Annotated in this window: 17 protein-coding genes and 1 pseudogene; all 18 read left to right on the top strand. The window is 32.7% G+C overall.

The window, feature by feature from the left end; translation table 11 throughout:
- The first annotated feature begins 2 nt into the window (after positions 1 to 2).
- The 18 genes and pseudogenes from F1B92_RS07190 (at position 3) to F1B92_RS07105 (ending at position 21145) form a co-directional block, all read left to right on the top strand.
- Positions 3 to 305 (top strand): hypothetical protein, encoded by a 303-nt coding sequence (locus F1B92_RS07190; protein ID WP_229770969.1) that lies wholly within the window; start codon positions 3 to 5, stop codon positions 303 to 305.
- Positions 238 to 552 carry a hypothetical protein gene (locus F1B92_RS07185; RefSeq protein WP_195836322.1) on the top strand — a complete coding sequence of 105 codons (315 nt, stop codon included), beginning with the start codon at positions 238 to 240 and terminating at the stop codon, positions 550 to 552. The genes F1B92_RS07190 and F1B92_RS07185 overlap by 68 nt, the downstream gene beginning before the upstream one ends.
- Complete coding sequence (locus F1B92_RS07180; protein WP_154571173.1) at positions 553 to 1494, top strand: TrbG/VirB9 family P-type conjugative transfer protein; 942 nt, start codon at positions 553 to 555, stop codon at positions 1492 to 1494.
- Positions 1487 to 2653 (top strand): type IV secretion system protein VirB10, encoded by a 1167-nt coding sequence (gene virB10, locus F1B92_RS07175; RefSeq protein ID WP_154571172.1) that lies wholly within the window; start codon positions 1487 to 1489, stop codon positions 2651 to 2653. Before F1B92_RS07180 ends, virB10 begins: the two co-directional genes overlap by 8 nt.
- Positions 2650 to 3618, top strand: a complete 969-nt coding sequence (virB11, locus tag F1B92_RS07170; RefSeq protein WP_154571171.1) for a P-type DNA transfer ATPase VirB11 — start codon at positions 2650 to 2652, stop codon at positions 3616 to 3618. The genes virB10 and virB11 overlap by 4 nt, the downstream gene beginning before the upstream one ends.
- 24 nt (positions 3619 to 3642) lie before the next feature.
- Positions 3643 to 5512 (top strand): annotated as a pseudogene (locus F1B92_RS07165) (type IV secretory system conjugative DNA transfer family protein); the annotation flags it as partial.
- 310 nt (positions 5513 to 5822) lie between these two features.
- Positions 5823 to 6077, top strand: coding sequence for a helix-turn-helix domain-containing protein (locus tag F1B92_RS07160; RefSeq protein WP_195836321.1), 255 nt, complete (start codon positions 5823 to 5825; stop codon positions 6075 to 6077).
- Between the two features lie 17 nt (positions 6078 to 6094).
- The gene (locus F1B92_RS07155) at positions 6095 to 6562 is read left to right on the top strand and encodes a cag pathogenicity island Cag12 family protein (protein ID WP_065843653.1); all 468 of its coding nucleotides are present in this window, start codon (positions 6095 to 6097) and stop codon (positions 6560 to 6562) included.
- A complete protein-coding gene (locus F1B92_RS07150) occupies positions 6519 to 7223 on the top strand; it encodes a TrbM/KikA/MpfK family conjugal transfer protein (RefSeq protein WP_195836320.1) in 705 nt (234 codons plus the stop codon). Before F1B92_RS07155 ends, F1B92_RS07150 begins: the two co-directional genes overlap by 44 nt.
- 1 nt (position 7224) lies before the next feature.
- A complete protein-coding gene (locus F1B92_RS07145) occupies positions 7225 to 8202 on the top strand; it encodes a V-type ATP synthase subunit I domain-containing protein (protein ID WP_154571169.1) in 978 nt (325 codons plus the stop codon).
- A gap of 31 nt (positions 8203 to 8233) precedes the next feature.
- Positions 8234 to 8980, top strand: coding sequence for a hypothetical protein (locus tag F1B92_RS07140; protein WP_154571168.1), 747 nt, complete (start codon positions 8234 to 8236; stop codon positions 8978 to 8980).
- Between the two features lie 144 nt (positions 8981 to 9124).
- A complete protein-coding gene (topB, locus tag F1B92_RS07135) occupies positions 9125 to 11371 on the top strand; it encodes a DNA topoisomerase III (RefSeq protein WP_154571167.1) in 2247 nt (748 codons plus the stop codon).
- A 10-nt stretch (positions 11372 to 11381) separates the two neighbouring features.
- Complete coding sequence (locus F1B92_RS07130; RefSeq protein ID WP_154571166.1) at positions 11382 to 12215, top strand: hypothetical protein; 834 nt, start codon at positions 11382 to 11384, stop codon at positions 12213 to 12215.
- Positions 12216 to 12268: 53 nt separating this feature from the next.
- Positions 12269 to 12709, top strand: coding sequence for a lytic transglycosylase domain-containing protein (locus tag F1B92_RS07125; protein WP_154571165.1), 441 nt, complete (start codon positions 12269 to 12271; stop codon positions 12707 to 12709).
- Entirely contained in the window at positions 12706 to 13908 is a 1203-nt protein-coding gene (locus F1B92_RS07120; RefSeq protein WP_065843660.1) for a toprim domain-containing protein, read from the top strand. The genes F1B92_RS07125 and F1B92_RS07120 overlap by 4 nt, the downstream gene beginning before the upstream one ends.
- A complete protein-coding gene (locus F1B92_RS07115; RefSeq protein ID WP_154571164.1) occupies positions 13905 to 14081 on the top strand; it encodes a hypothetical protein in 177 nt (58 codons plus the stop codon). Before F1B92_RS07120 ends, F1B92_RS07115 begins: the two co-directional genes overlap by 4 nt.
- Before the next feature lie 136 nt (positions 14082 to 14217).
- A complete protein-coding gene (locus F1B92_RS07110; RefSeq protein ID WP_154571163.1) occupies positions 14218 to 20232 on the top strand; it encodes an N-6 DNA methylase in 6015 nt (2004 codons plus the stop codon).
- Between the two features lie 202 nt (positions 20233 to 20434).
- Positions 20435 to 21145 carry a hypothetical protein gene (locus F1B92_RS07105; RefSeq protein WP_154571162.1) on the top strand — a complete coding sequence of 237 codons (711 nt, stop codon included), beginning with the start codon at positions 20435 to 20437 and terminating at the stop codon, positions 21143 to 21145.
- Positions 21146 to 21153 lie beyond the last annotated feature (8 nt).

Here is a 21153-nt window from a genome sequence, read left to right as displayed (position 1 = left end):
AAATGGACTATAAAACAGCTTACGCACACGATTTGCTTACACAAGCGGAACAATGCTTTACCGACAAAGAACTGTCTTATAGTTTCTTAAAATTTATTGTCAAAAATTCAAAAAACAAGCAAGAGGCAGAATGGAGACTAAAAGAGCTAAGAGCTAGGATTTGTTCTTTAGAAAATATGGCAAAAAACTCATATAATGAGATTTTGGATATGCAATATACCGCAGAACAAGAGGAAAATGAGCACATCAAAGAGCAAAGACAGGTTTTTAGAAACGATGAAATTTATGATTTTTTTTATGGATGACAAGAACGATGAATTCATAAAATATCTAAAAGAGATGGCTCCGATTGAACGGATCAATATTGCCATTAGGCAATTTGAGGCGTTAAGAATACAAAGCGATAAGCTAATTAAAGATTTAAAAAAGAATTACCAAAAAATGGCAATTACAACACCTGCCAAGCTATCAAAAACTAGTGTGCAAATTAAATCAAGTAGCACTTTGCAACTAGATCGTGGATTTTATCTAAACAATACTGGGAGATTTTAAATGATAAAAAATAATAAAAAATTATTTAATATTGCAATAATTTTATTATTAGCAATGGCAAATTTGCACGCAATAAATATCCCAAAGTTGTCCAAATTTGACAAGCATATAACTTATGCAACATATAATGCCGATGACGTTGTGCTAGTTAAATGCAAAGAAGGTTTTGTAAGCATTATCGAATTTGACAAAGATGAGCGGATAGTAAATATTGCCACTGGTTTTAGCGATGGCTGGGAGGTTATGGATAAGGATAATTACCTATTTATCAAACCCAAAAGCTACACCATAAAATCCGAAGAACAAAATATGACTGATGAAAACGGCGAACAGGTAAAATTCTATGGTAGCTCTGTCATCCAGCCAAATCCTACTGATTGGAAAACAAACTTGATTATCACAACAAATAAGGACAAGGTTTATACTTTTGATTTGGAGCTTGGAGAGGCTAGCAAGATTAACTATAAGCTAACATTTAACTATATAACACCAAAAGAAAAGATAGAAAAGGAAAAGGCTGATAAAGAACTTGCGCAAAAGATAGCGAAAGAAAAAGCTGAGTATCAAAAAGAGATCGAGCGAAACACAATACCAAGAAACTGGAATTTTGTAATGCACGTCAATAAAAATAGCGATACTATTGTGCCTGATTATGCTTATGATGATGGCGTTTTTACGTATCTTGGCTTTAGTTCTACTAAAACTATACCTAGTGTATTTTTATATGATGAGATCAATAAAGAAAGTATTCTTAATAGCCACGTTAAAAAAGACGGCAAATATGATGTGGTCATAATTCATAAAACTGCTGAGAAGATTTTACTCAGAAGTGGCGATAAATTAGTTGGTATTATCAATAAGGGTTATGGTCAAAATCCGCTTGATAAGACTTATAGCACAAATAAAGACAATATTCAAAGAGAGATTATAAGCAATGAATGAAAATAAAATTAGCGAAAATGCAAACAATCATTCAAATGATCAAGAGCCTCAAGTAGAACGTATTGCCTACGAGCAACCAGAGATAGAAAACGAACCCAACAGAAAAATGATGGTTACCGCCATTATGGGCTTATGTTTGGTAGTTTTAGTTATGGTCGGTCTTAGCTTTTTAAACAAAAATAAAGAAGTTGGCAAAACCGTTAAATCACAAGTGCAACAAATCGGAACCGATGTAAAAAGTAAAAATTTCGAATTATCGCAAGAGCAAAAGACAGAGCAAAGAAATTTTAATGAGTTTTCAGGCACGCCAGCTACACAACAACAAGCAAACGCCCAAGAAGCACAAAAAGCAGATCCGCTTTCTTCAAATCCAGCAATGCCGCATAAGCCAACATTTACACCAAAGGTTTTTAAAACTGGCGGAAGCCTAGCAATAGCTACAAGTAGCTCACAAAAAAATGAAATATATACCCCTGATCAAAATATTTCTTGGGAGGAACAAGCAAGAAAATTTGAAGAAGAAAAAGAATATGAAGGAGATACATATACGCCAAAAGTAGCAACAAAGGATAAATTTAATCCTAGCTTACTTCTGCAAAAAGGCACATACATAGGATGTTCTTTAAATACAAGGCTAGTTTCACAAATCAAAGGCGGAATATCTTGCACAACTAGTGAAAATATTTACAGCAAAGATGGCGTAACTCTTCTAATAGAAAAGGGAAGTAAAATTTTTGGTAGTTTTATAAGCGGCGAAATGAATGATGGCATAAATAGAATTTTTGTCGTGTGGAGCGAAATCAGAACACCAAACAATATCAATATTCCGGTGCAGAGCGGCGCAAGCGATGAATTGGGCGGAAGTGGTATGCAAGGATATGTTGATCATCAGTGGATGAAACGATTTGGGGCTAGTATTTTGCTTTCTATGATCGATGATGTGTTTAACTATGCCGCGAACGGCAAACGAGATAATAGCTACGATTATAGCGAAAACACAAGAGATGCAACCCAGCAAATGGCAAACACTGCACTTGAAGAATTTATAAAAATCAAACCAGTGCTTTATAGAAATCAAGGCGATATCGTTGGAGTATATGTTAATCGCGATATTGATTTTAGCAAAGTTTATAAATTGAAAGTAGGCAAAAGAAAATGAGCAATATAGGGCTAGATAAATCAACAATGCTTGATGGCTACGTTAGGCAGTATTTTGGAAAATACTTAGCCAATGACAATATAAACGAGATAGCTTATAATGGTGGAAATTTAATTTGGGTAGAGGACACAAATGGTAACTGGACTAGCTTTGAGAGTGAGCTAAATTTTAAAACGGCTCAAGCATTTGCAAACGCAAGTGCTGCGTTTAAAAATGACAAACTAGATAGGCAAAAACCTATTCTATCTTGCATTCTTTCAACTGGTGAAAGGGTGCAGATTATAGTGCCGAATGCCACAAAAGAAGACCATATATCAATTACCATTAGAAAGCCAAGCAAAGTCCGCTATACAATCGACGACTATATTAAAAATGGTTCGCTAGATCAAAAAATGGCAAATGAGCTAAAGGCAGCTATTGAAAGCGGCAAAAATATTATCATTTGTGGCGAGACTGGTAGCGGTAAAACTACTTTTATGAAAACACTTATTGATTTTATACCACTAGATGAGAGAATAATTACAATCGAGGATGTTGAAGAGATTAATTTTTGGGATCATAAAAACTTCGTGCAGTTATTTTATCCAAGCGAAGCCAAAAGCGATAGCCCAGTAAATGCAACAACTCTTTTAAAAAGCTGCCTAAGAATGAAACCAAGCAGAATTTTATTGGCAGAGGTCAGAGGCGGAGAGACTTACGATTTTCTAAACGTTATTTCAAGCGGACACAACGGCTCAATGACAAGCTGCCACGCTGGCAGTGTAAAGTCCGCCATTGATCGTCTTGTTATGATGAGTATGCAAAATGCTCAAGCACAAGTTTTAGGCAAGGATATGTTACTTGATATTGTATTAAATACAATTGATTACATTATTGTTTTTAAACGTCATAATAAAAAGCCAAATTATGGAGTATTTGGCAAACGGCGAATACTTCGTAAGAAATATCGAAAACGATACTTTTAGAAAAGAGAGCCTAAGGAACAAGTAATGAAAAGGTCTCAGGTTGTTTTTTCGGTTATTATCGCCCTAGTTCTTGGCTACTTTTTAGCCAGCGTTCTATTTTTTGGGCTAAATCATAGCTTTAAAAAACTTCCTAAATTATGGTATGCAGGACTTACCTTTGATATGTTGATAAATGGGTGGTCTAAAGCATATTTATCATACTTTCTAGCAAATTTTATTAGTTTTACACTAGCTTTTTTGTTGCCGCTATTACCAAAAAAGCAAAGTTTGTACGGCGATGCACGATTTGCAAATGCTAATGATGTTAAAAAAATGGATCTATATGGCGATGGCATAATCATCGGTAAATTTCAAAATCGCCTTTTAAGATTTGGCGGTCAGCAATTTGTCTCACTTGGCGCGCCGACACGTAGCGGAAAAGGCGTTGGCATTGTTATACCGAATTTACTTGACTGGAAAGAAAGTGCAGTAGTGCAAGATATAAAGCAAGAATGCTTTGACTTTACAAGTGGGTATAGAGAGAAAATTTTGGGGCAGAAAGTATATTTGTTTGATCCTTTCAATAAACGCACCCATAGGTATAACCCACTGGCTTACATAGATATGAATAGTGATAATGCAGATGGACAGCTTACTGATTTTGCAAATATTTTATATCCAATGACTGGAGATAGCACAACCCAGTTTTTTAATCAATTGGCACAGAACCTATTTATAGGAATTTGCTATATTGTCCACGATCTATTAAATTCGCAAGGCGGCATTATACTTCTAAAAAAGCTAAACGCAGAGATAGATTTTACGCTTTATGGCATTTTGCAAATGAGTGAAGGTTTTAAAGGCGAAGTTGATTTAGGGGATGGTAAAAAAAATCGTTTTTAAAGCATTTGATTACACATACAATGTTCTAGCCGAGCTTGGATTGATCGGTAAAAAAGCCCAAATGCGTTGCCAAAGCTATTTTAAGATCGATAGCGATAATACAAAGAGTGGTGTAATGTCAAGCTTTAACGCTCCGCTAATGATGTTTAGAAATGACAATATGAGACTAGCAACCTCTGCAAATGACTTTGATTTTAGAGATTTACGTAAAGAAAAAATGACTATCTACATAGGCATTACACCTGATCAATTGGCAAATGCAAAACTAATCTTAAATATATTTTGGCAGCAATTAATATTAGTTAATACAAAAGAACTGCCACAAGCAAATCCTGATCTAAAATATAAAGTGCTTTTAGTGATGGATGAATTTACTGCACCAGGCTATCTTAGCATTTATCTAAAATCCATTAGCTTCATTGCAGGATATTGGCTAAGAAGCCTAATGATCTATCAGTCAGGATCACAACTTGAAGCAAATCAACCTGATGGTTATGGTAGAGAAGGGGCAAAAACACTACTGACAAACCACGCTTGCCAAATTTTCTACACCCCAAGAGAGCAAGAAGATGCTGAAAAGATTAGTAAAATTTTAGGCACAAAAACCATTAAAAATAGAAGCAGAAATTTAGGGCAAGGTGGCGGTGGAAGCGAAAGCGACACTGGCAGAGCATTAATGTTAGCTCAAGAGTTACGAGAAATGCCATTTGAAAATGAGCTAATAACTATCGATAACGGAAAGCCAATTATGGCAAAAAAGGCATTTTATTACTCAGATAGCTATTTTATGAATAAATTTAAAGAAGTAAGCCCTAGCCTAAGAGCAATCGATGGCAAGGAATACGAAAAAGAGCAATACGAAGAGATTATCGATAAAAAGACTAAAAAGAGACAAAAACGTATCAAAATCAAACAAAACGGCAAAATTCCAAGTCGCAACCAACTTGAAAAAGCCATTCAGAATGGAGAAACAAATATAAAAGTACCACTACAAAATATGGCAAATATTAAATCATATTTTAAAGAGCTTTACAATGATGAATGCGAGAGATTTGAAAAATTGCCTGAAATAGTCCGAGAGATCGATGAAAATTAAGAAGAATACGAAAAGAAATTAAGACTTCAAAGGGATAGAGATGAAACAAGCAAACAAGAAGCAAAAAAACTTCAAGAACAATACGAAGCTGAACAATCAGGCAAGGCAAATGAAAGTGTAAAAAACATAGATACTGATCCAGTAGCAGATGAAACGATCAATGGTAGCGATAGTGATGAGGAGCAAATGGCCCAAAATGCTACTTGCCCAAATTATGATGAGCTAGATGATGAAAATCAAGATTATAGTGAGTAAAAAAATGAAAGATGTAAATTTTTACGAAAAGTATATAACACCGGCAGAATTGGAGGAGATGTTTGGTATAAGCCAAAGCACACAATACAAATTAAGAATGCAGAAAAACTATACCGATGAAAATAGGCAAAAACACATACCTATACCATTTGTAAAGATTGGCAATCGTATTTTATACAATATCGACAGCATAAAGAAATGGTTAAAAAATATAGAACAAAAGTGAATTTTAAAGGAGTGAAAATGATTAAATTTACATATCTAGCAAGCGTGGCAACAGCATTAATGCTTGTTGGTTGCACAAGCGTGCCAAAACCCATAGAGCTTGATGGCAATAGTCAGATCACTATCAATCAAGATCTAATCAAGCAAGAAAAACGCAATATTCCGCTTGATCCGTTCCTAAAACAAAACAATTGGACTTACAATTTAATGTTTGAGAAAATCGGCGATGAATATATTCCAAACGATATGGTTGTAAAAACATTTTATGTGGCGCATAATGCCGATAGGATTATTATAGTTGGCAATCAGGAGATAGCGCAAGATTATAAAAACTATTTAACTAGCAATGGTTGTAAAAATATAGCCATCCACCCAGTAGATAGCATTGGATTATCTAAAAAGCGTGTAAATATCTTATTTTTTGGAATGAAAGGAAAAAATGATGAGAGTTTTATCAAAAATTTTACTAACTTGTTTAGTTTCTAGTAGTGTTGTGTATGGTGCAGATGAGCTTACCGGAGACACAAAACTAGCGTGCGAAGCGATCCTGTGTTTATCAAGCAGTGAACGACCAGGCGAGTGTGCTCCAAGTCTAGCAAAATACTTTTCAATTACGGCAAAGAAAGCACACGAAACTATTAGAAAAAGAAAGAATTTTCTAAAACTTTGCCCCACAGATGAAACGGCAAAAGTAGATCAGAACTACGCAAGTCTGATTGATACACTATCGGAAGTTGGCGGCGGTTGCGATGCTAATACACTAAATAAAAATTTAGAAAAGCGTCGCGTAAGAATTGGAGAAAGCAGAATACGCCAAACCCAAATCAGAGTTAATCCAAATATGCCTGAATACTGTGTAAGATTAGCACGCCATAATTACACAAACATAAAGAGTATAAAATATACTTGTGATACTAAATTTTACGATATGGCTAGCTGGAATAGGGGTTATGAATTAATTTCCATAAATCAAGCCACATACAATACGCTACCAAGCGATAAAAAAGAAGTTCAGACAAATCCTGAATACACAAAATGTGGAGATCCTGATCGAAGTAGTTATTGGCAAAAGCTTTGTCGCCAAAATACACCACAATACTTTTTCTTTGAGAAAAAATATTTTAGTAAAGTTTGCTGGGTAGATTAATATGGAAAATAATGAAAATTTGCACGATGACACCAAAACAACAAATGAGAATGCACCAGTAAAAACACTAGAGAGCAAAGATGAGATCATTGCTAGGCTTGAGAGCGAAGCTTCACGTGCAAAAGATGAACTTGAGAATGTAGAACAAGGCAAAAAAGAACTACAAGATAAGCTTGAAAGGCTTATTTATGAGCGTAATATGACGGCTCAAATTCTAAGAGATGAAGTAGCCGAGCTAAGCTCAAAATTTGAAAAGGCTGGTTTAAAAATAAGCGAAAAGGGTGTTATATCAGTCCTTGATTATTCAAACTATCAGAAACGAGTAACTATTGCCTTTAATATGTTCGATAGTGATTTAAATATGTTGTTAAAAACCATCATTCGCATTGGGGAAGAAAATAATGCAGATTATAGCAATCATATAAAAAGAGTGGAGAATTTGCTTGATGAAAGCGTGAAATTAAGGCAACTTTTTGATTACTTAAACGAATTCATCTTAAATCCGCCCAGTAAAGAATTTATGGCTCTTATGAACAATACTCTTGGTATTAGAAAAATAGCACAAGACTACAAGGAATTTCAAAATCTTGCAGATATTACAAAAATTAAAGCAAGTATGCAAGAACAGGAAAATGTCTTTAATGAAATGGTATCAAAATTTGACAGCTTTGCCATAAATCAAAATAAATTCTTTGAAGACGAGATAAACAAAATAGAAAATTTCAAGGGTAAAATCAATGCTAGGTTAAATGATACCGGCGATGAATATAAAAGATTTAGTGAGAATATGATTTCAAATTTAAACGATCAGCTAAAAGTATTTGAGATAAATCTAACAGAATATAAAGAGATTAGAGAAAAAGAAGTAAAACTACTTAGTAAATTAAAGAAAGGAGGATACGCTCTAACAGGATTACTATTTTTATTGTGCTTGGCACTTGGTGGAGTTGTAGGCTATGCTATTTCTTTGGTTAAATAGCATTTAAAATTTTAAATAAAAAGGATACAAAATGGCAGATTTTGACAGAACAGAAAATGGTGGCGATAAAAGACTGGCAACTATTTTCATAAGCAAAACTGAGCTACAAGAGCAAAATAAAACACTCATAGGTTTTGGTATGGAACGCCCTTACGAAAAAGATGGCAAACAAGTTGAACTTGGTGCAGTAAAAGCGTTTTACGCCATTGAAAACGCTAGAAATTTCTTAAATGGCGTAGAGTGTCGCAATCATCCAGTAAAAATAGAGTGCGGTCTAGAAAATGAAAAACACACTTTTTATACAGCCTCTACTTGGATACACAATGGCGTTAATGATAAAACAGGTCAAACATATAGTTTGCATAAAATGGCTATAACAATTCGTCCTGAGATCAAAAACGAGGCAGGAGAGATCACTCAGCAGCAAGAGCGAATTTTTGCTACAAAAAATAGGAATGGCATAAAAGGCTATTCATTTGATAACACAAATGATAAAGCTCTTGAGAAAGAGTTTTTAAATAATATCTCAAAAGGCTTCAATCTAGGTCTTGCTGCTGAGAAAAATGAGACTTTGGCTAAAAATCCAAAGCTAATGGAAATCATAAATAAAATTCCTGATCGATCAGCGGTAACAATAAACTATGATTTTGTCAAGCAACAAGGCATTGTTGTAATGCCCGAAACGATGAAGTCAGTTTCAAAATCAATCAATAAAGGTGCCGAAATTCTCAATGGCGAGCTAAATCAAGAGCAAAAAAGTCAAGGCTTTGACAGATAATCTTGCATTAACTTTTTTGCCAAATTTGGGGCTAAAATGGTGGTTTTAGCCCTATTAAAATTATAATAAAAAATAATTTTAAAATGTATTAAAAAATAAAATATAATTTAAAACTATTTTTAAATTTAGTAAAGGATTAAAAAAATGGGTAGATTATTTATAGCCGAAAAGCCTGAACTCGCACGTGCAATCGCAAAAGGTTTAAATGGCAATGAGACTAAAAGCAATGGCTTTATTAAAAAAGGTGATGACACTATAACTTGGGCTTTTGGACATATTTTAGAGCTTTATAAACCTGATGACTATGCAGAAAAATATAAAAAATGGGATTTAGCAGATCTTCCATTTAAGATAGAAAAATTCAAATATAAGCCGATCGAAAAAAGCAAAGAGCAACTTAATATAATTTTAAATTTGCTGAAAAATAAAGGCATAAATGAAGTCGTCCACTGCGGCGATGCAGATGATGAGGGGCAAATTTTAGTTGATGAAATTTTACAATACGCAAACAATAAATTGCCAGTCAAAAGACTTCTTATAAACGATCTTAGCGAAGCCGGAATAAAAAAAGAGTTAAACAATATTAGATCAAACGATGATTTTTATGGCTTGTCCCAACGTGGATTTGCTAGAAGTTTGGCCGACTGGATAGTCGGACTTAATCTTACTCGCGCCTACACGGTTACAGCAAGAAAAAAAGGTTATCAAGATGGTGTTTTAAATCTCGGCAGAGTGCAAACACCTATTCTTTCCTTAGTGGTCAATAGAGATCAAGAAAATGAGAACTTTAAAAGCTTGGAGTATTTTGCGATTAGTGGCGAATTTAAAAGTTTTGATGGAATAGAATTTCGTGCAAATTTAAAGGTTGATGATAAAATTACCGATAGAGAAATAGCTCAAAATATTGCAAAAGAGTGTGAAGATAAAACAGCTAGAATTACAACAAAAAAGACTGAAAACAAAAAAGAGCTGCCACCGCTTCCCTATAATTTACTAAAACTACAAGCCGAGTGCGCCAAAGAACTTGGTTTAAAACCTGACAAAGTCTTGTCTATTACTCAAAATTTACGAGAAAAATTTCATCTTATAACATATAATAGAAGCGACTGCGAATACCTGCCCGAAACTATGTATGATGAGGCACCAAGCATAATGCAAAGCCTAAAAGAGCTTTTTAATAACACAAAGGATTTGGAGCTAAATGGAATTTTACAAAATGCCGATCTTGGTATAAAAAGCACCGCTTTTAACTCAGCAAATATTTCAGCTCATCACGGCATTGTTCCAACTGGTGCAAAAGCAAATTTAGATGAGCTAAGCAAAGATGAACTAAATATTTTTACAATGATTGCAAAAAGGTTTGCACTACAATTTTTTAAAGCAAGAGAGTATGAAGCAACCAGTATTGTAGTTGAAATTTGCGAGTATAAATTTACTGCTTCACAAAATATTACCACTGATTTAGGCTTTGCATTTTATCTAAAACCGCAAAAAGATGAAAAAAATGATAAAAACGATGAAGTAGAAAATACTTCAAGGCTAGCCGATTTGTTAGAAGGATCAACAGCAGATTGTATCAAAATCAAACTCGATGCAAAAAAGACCAAACCAAAACCATTTTATACTATGGCAACACTTCTTACAGATCTTACAGGCGTAGCAAAATATGCAAAAAATCCAAACATTAAGAAGCTACTGCTTGAAAAAGATCAGGGTAAAAAAGGCGAAAATGGTGGCATAGGAACACCTGCCACTAGATCAAATCATATTAAAAGTCTAATAGATAATGATTTTATCAGTGTTAGCGATGATAAGAAGCAAGTCATTCACGCAACACAAAAAGGCAAAGACCTAATTGCTGTTGCACCTGAAATTCTAACTAGCGTTGATATGACTGCTTTATGGTTTGAAAAACAAAAAATGATCGAAAGTCGTGATCTTAGCTTAGACGATTTTTTAGCAGAGATCAACAAGCAAATAAAAGACGAGATAGAAAAAGTCAAAGATAGCGATATGGGTAATTTTGGAGCAAGACCACAAGATGCGATAACCTGCCCTATGTGCAACAAAGGCTATTTAATTCGCCGTGAAAGTCAAAATAAAAAAGGTGTATTTTGGTGGGGTTGTAGCGAATGGCGCAATGACTGCAAGGCATTTTTTTACGACAATAATGGCAAACCGCAACTTGAGGCAAAACCAAAACAAGAGATACCTAATGATGCTCAAATTTGTCCAAAATGCAAGAGCGGAAAGCTTCTGCCAAAAACGAGTCAAAAAGGGTTTAATTATTTTGCTTGTAACGGAAAACTTAAAAATGGCAACTGGTGCAATGCCAAATTTAAGACAAATGATAGCGGCGAACTTGAAGAGATGATTTTTGATAAAAAGTGAGGAGTAGCAAATGTCAACAAGTAAAGAAAAAGATATTACAGAACAAACACTAAAAGATGAAGAAAATTCAGAAGATATGATAAAAAATATAACTACTCGCATTAATATGATTATTAATCCAAATGAAGCAAATGGCAAATATGAGATAAATAAATTTAGCAAAATATTAAATGTTGGAAAAGAGTTTAAAGGCGATGAAAATATAGCACTTTTTCAAACTTTAAAAATGATGGATAAGGCATTAATGGATGAAAATGACAAGGAATTTAAAGCTGAGTATGAAAAAATAGGATTAGAATTTACCGATATTAATGGCACTAAAATGCAAATTAATGCAACACTTGGCAAAGGTCATTTTCAAAAAGATTTAGATTATCTCATAAAAATTAGTTGTAATGATTGCAGTATAGATTGTGCTAGTAAAAGTGCAAATAACCTTTTTATAAAATCAACAGAACTAAAAGAGCCAAATTTAAATCAAGATAAAGAACAAATCAAAGAAAAAGATAAAAAAGTATTAGATTTTAAAAATCCAGCAACGCTTGACAATTTTGAAAAATGCTTAAAAGGTGGCATGGAAGCAACTATTGCACTGGCTGAAAGCATAGGAGATGAAAGCATTACTGCCTTTACTCAAAATTTAAGCCGTGTTGCTGGTGTTTCAGGGCTTGGCAAACACATAAGCAATACAATAACCCAGCAAAATAACAAAAATCAAAGCAAAGAAGTTATGAATAGACTAAGTCTTGCTTATGAAGAAAAGGTTAAAAGCGGAGCCATTAAGCTTCCAAAAGAAAAAGTTATCGAACACTCAAACCAAAAAACACTAGGTGCTAGTAGATGAAAATTTTAAAACAATTTAAAATAATAAATAATTATAAAAAATTATTTATTATTATGTTATTTTCGTGTTCCACTCTAAGTGCTGTAAATTTACCAAATATAAACGAAACTAAATTTAATTGGCTTTTTTATAAGTTTGGTAAAGAGTTTAATATACCACCCATTCTTCTTTGGGCAATAGCAAAAACAGAAAGTAATTTTGTTATAAAGGCAAAAAATATTAATAAAAATGGTTCAAGCGATTATGGATTAATGCAAATTAATTCTATACACGAGCCAACTTTAAAGGCAAAAAATTTAAGCCTTGATGACCTTTATCGTCCAGACATTAATATACAAATGGGGGCTATGATTTTAAGAAATTGCTTAAATAAGCACGGATTGGATTACAAAGCATTAAATTGTTATAACGGGAAAATTAATAACAATCCATATTCACACAAAATTTTTGCAAATTTAAATAAATTTAAAAAAGCAAAAGGAGTAATAAAATGAACTTGCATAAGGATGAAACAAGAGCTTTTTTAGAATATCTTGGATTTAATGTTGATAAACATTACAAATTTAAAATGCGAAATGATGAAAAAACAGCAAGTGCAAGTATAGATCCAAAAAATGGATACATAAAAGACTTTGGCAGCGGTTTTAGGGGCGATGTAATTGCATTTTACAAAGAAATAAAAGCTTGTGATGATAAAACAGCTTTTTTAGAAACTAAAAAGATACTTGATGATTTGAAAATTTACAATGAAATAAATGCAAACCATAATCAGGAAACAACGATAAATAACATAAAAATTCAAACATTAGAACAAAATATAATAAGAATAATAAGTAATAAGAATTTAACAACAGATGAGATATTTGAAGTTCTTTGTAAGGAAAGAAAAATCAAAGCTTATTCAAGCAGAGCCGATGATTTTTATGATAATGTTTGTGATACTATGTCTAATATGCTTGAAAAAGGCATTTTAAGTCGCAACGAACAATCAGATAGTTTTAGTATAAAATTTGAAAAAGAGCCAAAAATAGAGTATCTAGATGACAACATTATACAAAAATACGAAAACGAACGCCGTGAAAATTTTACTCGCTATCAAGAGCTGTTAGCAAAACTTTTACCAACTTGTGATAATGCAAAACGTAAAGAGTTAGCTCAAAATTTTCAAATAGGCTATTCTAAAAGTGAAGATAGGCTAATTATGCCTTTGCGTGATGAAAATGGTGGAATAATAACGCTTTGGAAATATAATCCTAATTTAAATATTAAATATACATTTAGCAAAGATCGACCACGCACAGCTTTTAATATTCTAAACTTAAAAGAATATACAAAAGATGATCGCCCTATTTTCATAGCAGAAGGCGAAAAGGACTGCCTTAATATGCTATCTCGTGGCTATAAAGCAATAAGCCTTGGCAGTGCAAGTGCTAAATTTAAATTAGAGCAAACTCAAATTCTAAAAGATTGTTATGTGGTTATTGCGTATGATTATGATGAGGCTGGTAGAAATGGAGCAAAAGCCTTAAAAGAGCAATTAAAAAATGTTTGCAATGTAGTTGAAGTAATAGACTGGGAAAAAATTTTAAAACAAAACAAATTAGAAAAAGAGCTTAAACAAGGCTTTGACTTCACGGATTTTTTAGAAGTTAGCACAAAACAAAGAGAAATAAAAAAAGGATTTGATAGATGAAAAAAAATAAGAATATAGATAAAGACAAGCTAAAGAAAAGACAAATTGTAATTTATCTTGAAGAAGATGAGTTGGAATACTTAGATTATATTTATAATAAAAAATTTTTTCCAACTCGTGCTACATACATTAGAATGCTTATAAACGAAGATAAAGAGATGAATGGTTATTAAAAATTATTTAATATTATATTAAATAATTTAATATTTTATAAAATCATAAAACAATATAAAAGTATGTAAAAATCGGCGTTTGCAACGAATTTAGATAAAATTTTACTAAAATTTTAATCTTACTTGGGAGCACAAAATGGCAAAGCGTAAAAATAACGATGATTTGTATGGCGGATTTGATTTATTTAGTATGGCAGACGCCCATCCTGAATATTTTGGCAATGATAGTCTTGGGCTTATCGTTGAAAATGCAATTAAAATAGATAAACAAATAGATGACTTGCAAAATAACATATTTAATACTATTGATGAAACAATGGATAATCAAGATGTAAAAGTTGAACCTGTCAAACAATTTAATAATATTTTCACTGATTTAAAACTAGATAAAACTATAGAGCTCGGTGGCGAAAAAGACAGATTTAGCAAGAACGTTGAAGCCATTAAACTTACAAATGAAATTTACCCAAAATTAGATCTTGGCAAAAAGGGAGAAATCGAGCTTAACATCACAAAAGAACAACAACTAGCAATTGCTAGTTTTTCAGGCTGGGGTGGCATTAATGGACTATTTGATGAGAGAAATGAAAAATGGCAAAATGAAAGAAATGAGCTAAAAGAGTTACTTTCAGAAGATGATTACAATGCTGCAAAGCGTTCAAATTTAACAGCATATTACACACCAAAAAATATTGTTAAGGCCATGTATAATGGACTTGAAAAACTTGGCATTAATACAGATGAGCCAAATTTACAAAAGAAAATTTTAGAACCCAGTGTTGGAAATGGTTCGTTTATTATTTTTAATGAAAATAAAAATTTTCATTTTACTGGTCTTGACATAGAACCTTTGACAATAAAAATGAATAAAATTTTATATCCAAATCAGCAAAATTATAATATTGGATATGAAAAATTTAGACACGATGAACAATTTGACGCAGTTATAGGAAATCCACCTTTTTTAGATGTGCCACTTTATGATAATACTCATCACGATATTTTTGGTTCGGCTCACAACTTTTTTATACAAAAAGCAACCCAATATAGCTTAAAAGAAGATGGAATTAGTGCATTTGTAGTAAGTCGTCATTTTATGGACGCCAAATACAACTCTGCAAGAGATGAAATAGCACAAAACCATACATTTTTAGGGGCTGTGCGTTTGCCAAACAATATTTTTAAGCACACAGAAGCAGAAACGGATATTATTTTCTTACAAAAAGGCAAACATCCTGAATACAATAAAGAAATCTCAAAAATAAAAGCAACTCAAATAACAGAAGATGGCATTGAATTAAAACAAAGTATCAACCAATACTTTATTGAAAATCCGCAAAATATACTAGCCAAGCCAACATATCGCACAGGACAATTTGGTAAAGGTATTTTTTATGAGCCAAAAAATGATGAAAATTTCAATCTTGATTTAGCAATAGAACATTTTATACAAGAACAGCTACCAGCAAATATATATAAATGGCGAGAACCTGCTCCGATCGTTGATTTTATCATTGAAAGCTACGATGATAACTATGAATATGTCAAAAATTTAAAAGAAAATAGCCTATTTATCCATAATGGAGAAGTTTGTAAAATAACAAGCTCGCTAGGCGATGAAATCAGGGCTTCAAAGGTAGAGAATTTAAGTTTAGCTGTTCAAAATCGTATAAAAAAATACATACCACTAAGAGATAAGTTAAAAGAGCTTATTGCATTAGAACAAACCAATATCAAGGACGATGATTTAAAACTGTGGCAAACAAGAGAGCAGTTAAACATCTTATTAGATAGCTATCACGCTAGTGAAGGTTTTTTATCTGGAAACAAAGCATCAGCATTTAGAAATTTGGATATTGAGTTTAGCAAGGTCAAGGCGTTAGAAAAAAACTATAAAAAGTCCGAACGTGCAAAAGATAGTAAAGAAGCCGTAAAAGAAAGTTGCGAAAAAGCAAACATACTACTTCGCCGAACAATTGGTTTTACGCCTGAAATTTTATTTGACAATGAAAAAGATGGTGTTTTAGTAAGTATGTATCAATATGGAAAAATTGACACTAACTATATCGCACAAAAATTAAACAAATCAAAGATTGAAGTTGAAGATAAAATTATTGAAGATAAGTTAGCTTTTTATGATCCGCAAAAATTAATAAATGGCGAACGTGAGCTAATATTTGCACCTATTTATTTAAGCGGAAATGTTAAAGAGAAATTGCAAATAGCAAAAGACTTGCAAGATATATACACAGATCTTATGCAAAATAATGTTAATGAGTTAAGTAAAGTTATACCACAAGATATTAGCTTTGTGGATATTGATACAAGATTTGGAAGTTCTTGGATACCAGTAAAATATTACAATGATTTTTTAGAACACGAGCTAAAAACTAGTAACTACGAAGAACAAGCTTGGAAGCTTAAAAATTTAGGCTCTATGGGTTGGCAAATAGATGGCGATAAGGACTATTTTTCACAATATGCTAGATACAATTACTCTGTTGAAGTTAAAGGACTTACAAATCAAAGATTAATTGATGGATATTATAAAATTCATCAAAATATAGGAAATAACAAAAGCGTATATGACATAATTGAAAGTGCATTAAACAACACGCCTATTAAAATTATGGAAAGAACCGATGAGCCTATGCTAGATCAAGAAGGTAATATAAAATACGACAAAGAAGGTAACATTATATACAAACAAGTAATTAATCCTGAAAAAACAGCAGAAGCAAATGCAAAAATAGAAGCTCTAAAAACTAAATTTAATGAATGGATTTATAGTGATAGAGCAAGAGCAAAAGAGCTTGAACGCATTTATAATGATAAATTTAACTGCTATGTAAAAGCTAAATTTGAAGGAGATGATTTAGAATTTAATGGACTTGATAGCAATATAAATCTTAGAAAGCACCAAAAAGACGCTATTTTTAGAAGTATGGTGCAAAAAAATATATTATTAGACCACGAAGTTGGAGCTGGAAAAACTTACGCAGCAATAGCTGCTGTTATGAAACAAAAAGAGCTTGGCCTTGTAAAAAAACCTCTTATAATTGTGCCAAATAACCTCGTAACACAATGGGATCAAGGTTTCTTTGAAGCATTTCCAAATGCTAATGTGCTAGTAGCTGATAAAAACTCACTAAGCCCAAAAGAAAGAGATGAATTTTTAGCAAATATAGCAAATAACGATTGGGATGCAGTTATTATTAAATATACTCAAATAGAAAAATTGCCAGTGCCATTTGAAACTCAGCAAAAAATTTTAGACAATGAAATTTATGAACTAAAAGAAGCACTCAGATATTACGAAGAACGTGATGAAGTAACAAACAAACGTTCAGCTCGTCAAATTGAAAAGATGATAGCAAAAACCGAACAAAAATTTGAAAAATTAATTGAAGACAGAACAAAGTCTAAAATTATGGATTTTTCAATGCTTGGCGTAGATAGTATAGTTGTAGATGAAGCACATAATTTTAAAAATTTAGGCGTAATTTCACCTATGAACGCAAAAGGAAAAGGAGCAAATATTTCAAGCAAAAGAGCTTTAAATATGTTAGCACTTACTACTTACATCAACGATAAAGACGATGGAAAGGTTATGTTTTTAACTGGAACGCCTGTTTCAAATTCATTGAGTGAAATTTATAATATGCAAAGATACTTGCAACCAAAAGAACTTGAAAAACTAGGTATAGACAGCTTTTCAAATTGGGCTAGTAATTTTGCAGGTATAGATATAGCACCAGTAAGGGATGCAAGTGGTCGTATTAAAATGGAGGCTAGATTTTCATCTCTTACAAATTTACCTGAACTTTCAAATATGTTAAGTCAGACAACAGATACAATCACAAACGATGATATTAAAGCATTTTCAAAAACATTTGTCCCAAATAAAGAAGTAATTTATATAAAAAGTGAAAAATCAAAACGAATTGCTGAATATATAGGAGAACCTGATGAAAATGGCTTATATCCCAGCCATTCAATCACAGGACGACTTATTCATATGGAAGGCGGCGGATATGATCCAAAAATAGATAATCCACTTAAAGTAACAAGTGATGCCAAAAAAGCAAGTATTGATTTTAGGCTTATTGATCCGACTGCACCTGATTACATAAATTCAAAAGTCAATATTGCTGTTGATGAAATTTTTAAAGAGTGGGAAAAATGGAGCGAACAAAAAGGCACACAACTTGTATTTTTAGATGTTGGCACACCACAAAGTGGCAGTGAAAAATCTTTCAACTTAAAATTAGATGAAAATTTAAGCAGAGAAGAAATTAAGACTGAGTATGTGGATGAATTTGAAAATATTAATGACACAATAGACAAAAATGAAATAAGCATAAATGACCTTGATGAAAATGGAGAAGTGCAAATAAAAGATGATTTTGATGATAGTAGATTTTTTCTTTATGGAGATATTTATAAAAAATTAACTCAAAAAGGAATACCAAGAGAACAAATAGCATTTATTCACGATGCAGTCAGCAACGAAGAAAAGGCTGAACTTTTTAGAAAGGTCAATAATGGCGAAGTTAGAGTGCTTTTAGGAAATCGTGCAAAAATGGGAACTGGCGTAAATGTGCAAAAACGTATTACCGCACTTCATCATATTGATTGCCCGTGGCGACCAAGTGATATAACGCAAAGCAATGGTAGAGCCATAAGACAAGGCAACATTTTTTACGAAAATGACCCTGAGAATTTTATTATTAAGGAATTTAGACATATCACGCCTGGCACTTTTGATGAAAGAAACTGGGAGTTGCAAAGCAAGAAAAATGAAGCAATTTTAAATTTCAGGAAAGGAATTGTTGGTGAACGCAGCCTTAGTGGCTTTGAAGAGGATTTGCTAAATTCAAACGAAGCACGTGCAGTAGCCAGTGAAAACCCACTTATCTTTACAGAGTTTGAGTTAAACGAAGCCATTAAAAAGGAAAAAAACGAGATCAAACGCTATAAAGAACAAATTTTCTCAAACGCAGACGAGCAAGAGAAAAATAATACAAAAATAGCCAAGCTTACAGCACAAATACCTAAAATCAATACTATTAAACAGGTAGTGAAACAAAATACAAAAGAAAATTTTACTTGCAAGATCAATAAATTTCAAGCTTCTGTTGCTCAAGGTGGATTTGAAGCAATCTCACACGAATTTATTATTCCAAAATATAAAGAAGTAGATTTTATGAAATTTAAAGATGAGCTTTCAAAAAGTATGTTTGAAACAAATCAAAACAAAAACGATAAATCTCTCTTGTTCGATATAGCTTTTAAAAATTCTACTAGTTTTGAAGCAGTTAAAGAAAAGCTAGAAAGCAATAATAATATTATGCAAGAATTTAAAAATGCTACCTTAAAAGACTATGAATTTAAATTAAATGGCGATATGCAAAAACCAGTTGAGCTAAATTTTATAAAAGATATAATCAAGCCTGAGCTTGATAGCATAGAGGCAAAACAAGATCAAATGGCTGGTATGTTACTTGGTAATATAAATTTATTGTTTGCCGCAAAAGATACACCAAGAGAGATTATGGAATACAAAGGATTTAAAGTCATAGACACAGCAACCAAGACAGCCTTTGAAGGCAATGTTGTATTTTTTAAGCTTGTAAATCAAGAACACGAGATAGAACTAGAACCAAGATCGCTCGAGTATCACGATGATAAATTGCGAGGCGTAAGTGCAAGAGAGCAAATCAGTCTAAAGGGCTTTATTGCTAGGATCAATAATGTTCTAAGCGATGAAGCACTGCAAAAGAGGTTAGAGAAAAACACGACCGAGCTAAAAACATTGCAAGAAGCAAATGCAACCCTAAAAGAATGGTCGGAAAATAACCAAACCTATCCAAAACAAGAGCTTTTTAATAGACTGCAAAAAGATCTCGAAATTTGCAACGCCGAAAACGACAAGATGACGGTCGATAGACAATATAAAAGTGAGTGGAGAAGCGGCGCACTTGAAGAATACAAAAACTGGGATAAAGCCCAAAAGGCAAAAATGCTTGAGAAGCTAAAAGAGCAAAACCAAAACATACAAATTCCAGTAGCACAATCCGCCATAAAATCAGCTCAAGCCACGATAGCCCAAAGAGAAGAAAAATCAACCGACAAAGGTCGAGGCTTTTAATTTGATACATTTTAGAATTATATTAAACAATTTAATATAATTCTAAATTATTTAATATCTACAAAAAATAACCGAGAAATTTATACAAGAACCCAGCAGGAGAAATAATTATTTATAATATTAAATTATATTTTATTATTTAATATTATTTTAAACTTTTTTATATTATAATTCTTTCAAACTTCAAGATAAAGGAGAAAAGATGTTGCCAAACACGCCACAGGATTATCCTACTGGCTTTGCAGTGCCTATATGGTATGCGCACCTTATAGAACAAGTTGGTGAAGAAGCCATTGAAAAACTTGGCTTTTACCCAAATGAAAGGCTACTTGAGAGTGCAAAAGCTCTAGTAGCCAAACAGGATCAAACATTGGCTAATTTTTTTAGCCAAAAGATATTTTGGGGAATTTTCTACAAAAGCAACGGCAGCGACGAGGAAGCATTGGCAGTAAATAACCGCAGAATTATTCCGCTCGTATGGTTTAGACAAATCGCCGATAGCAAATTTGCAAGCTCGCTTAAAGAGATCGCAAAGATTGCTAAAAATGATCTAGAACAGCTCATTTACGAAGCTATTTTGTATCAAGAGTTTTTTGAGCTACAAATTTTGATAAAAGACGAAAGCATAGCGTGGCTTAAAAATAACGCTACAAAAAGTGAAATTTTAAGACATCACGGCTTTAATGAAATGCTTGGATATAAGTATTTTCTAAAACGAGTTAGGGAAGGTCTTATGTTTTCGGATAAAACTTATGAAAATGGCTTCGATGAGCGAAAACTACCAAAATTTAGCCAAATGGTAGCAGATGGAGATGGTGTATTTTTACCTTGCTCACTGCTTAAAAATGAGCTGCATTTTGGTGGCGGAAACTGGCAAATAGAATATGAGTTTGTTGCCGACGGCGACTATTAATCTATATT

It is taken from the genome of Campylobacter portucalensis (assembly GCF_009690845.1).
Lineage (GTDB): Bacteria > Campylobacterota > Campylobacteria > Campylobacterales > Campylobacteraceae > Campylobacter_B > Campylobacter_B portucalensis.
Note: the sequence above shows the minus strand (reverse complement) of the source record. Positions and strands in the feature narration are given on the sequence as shown.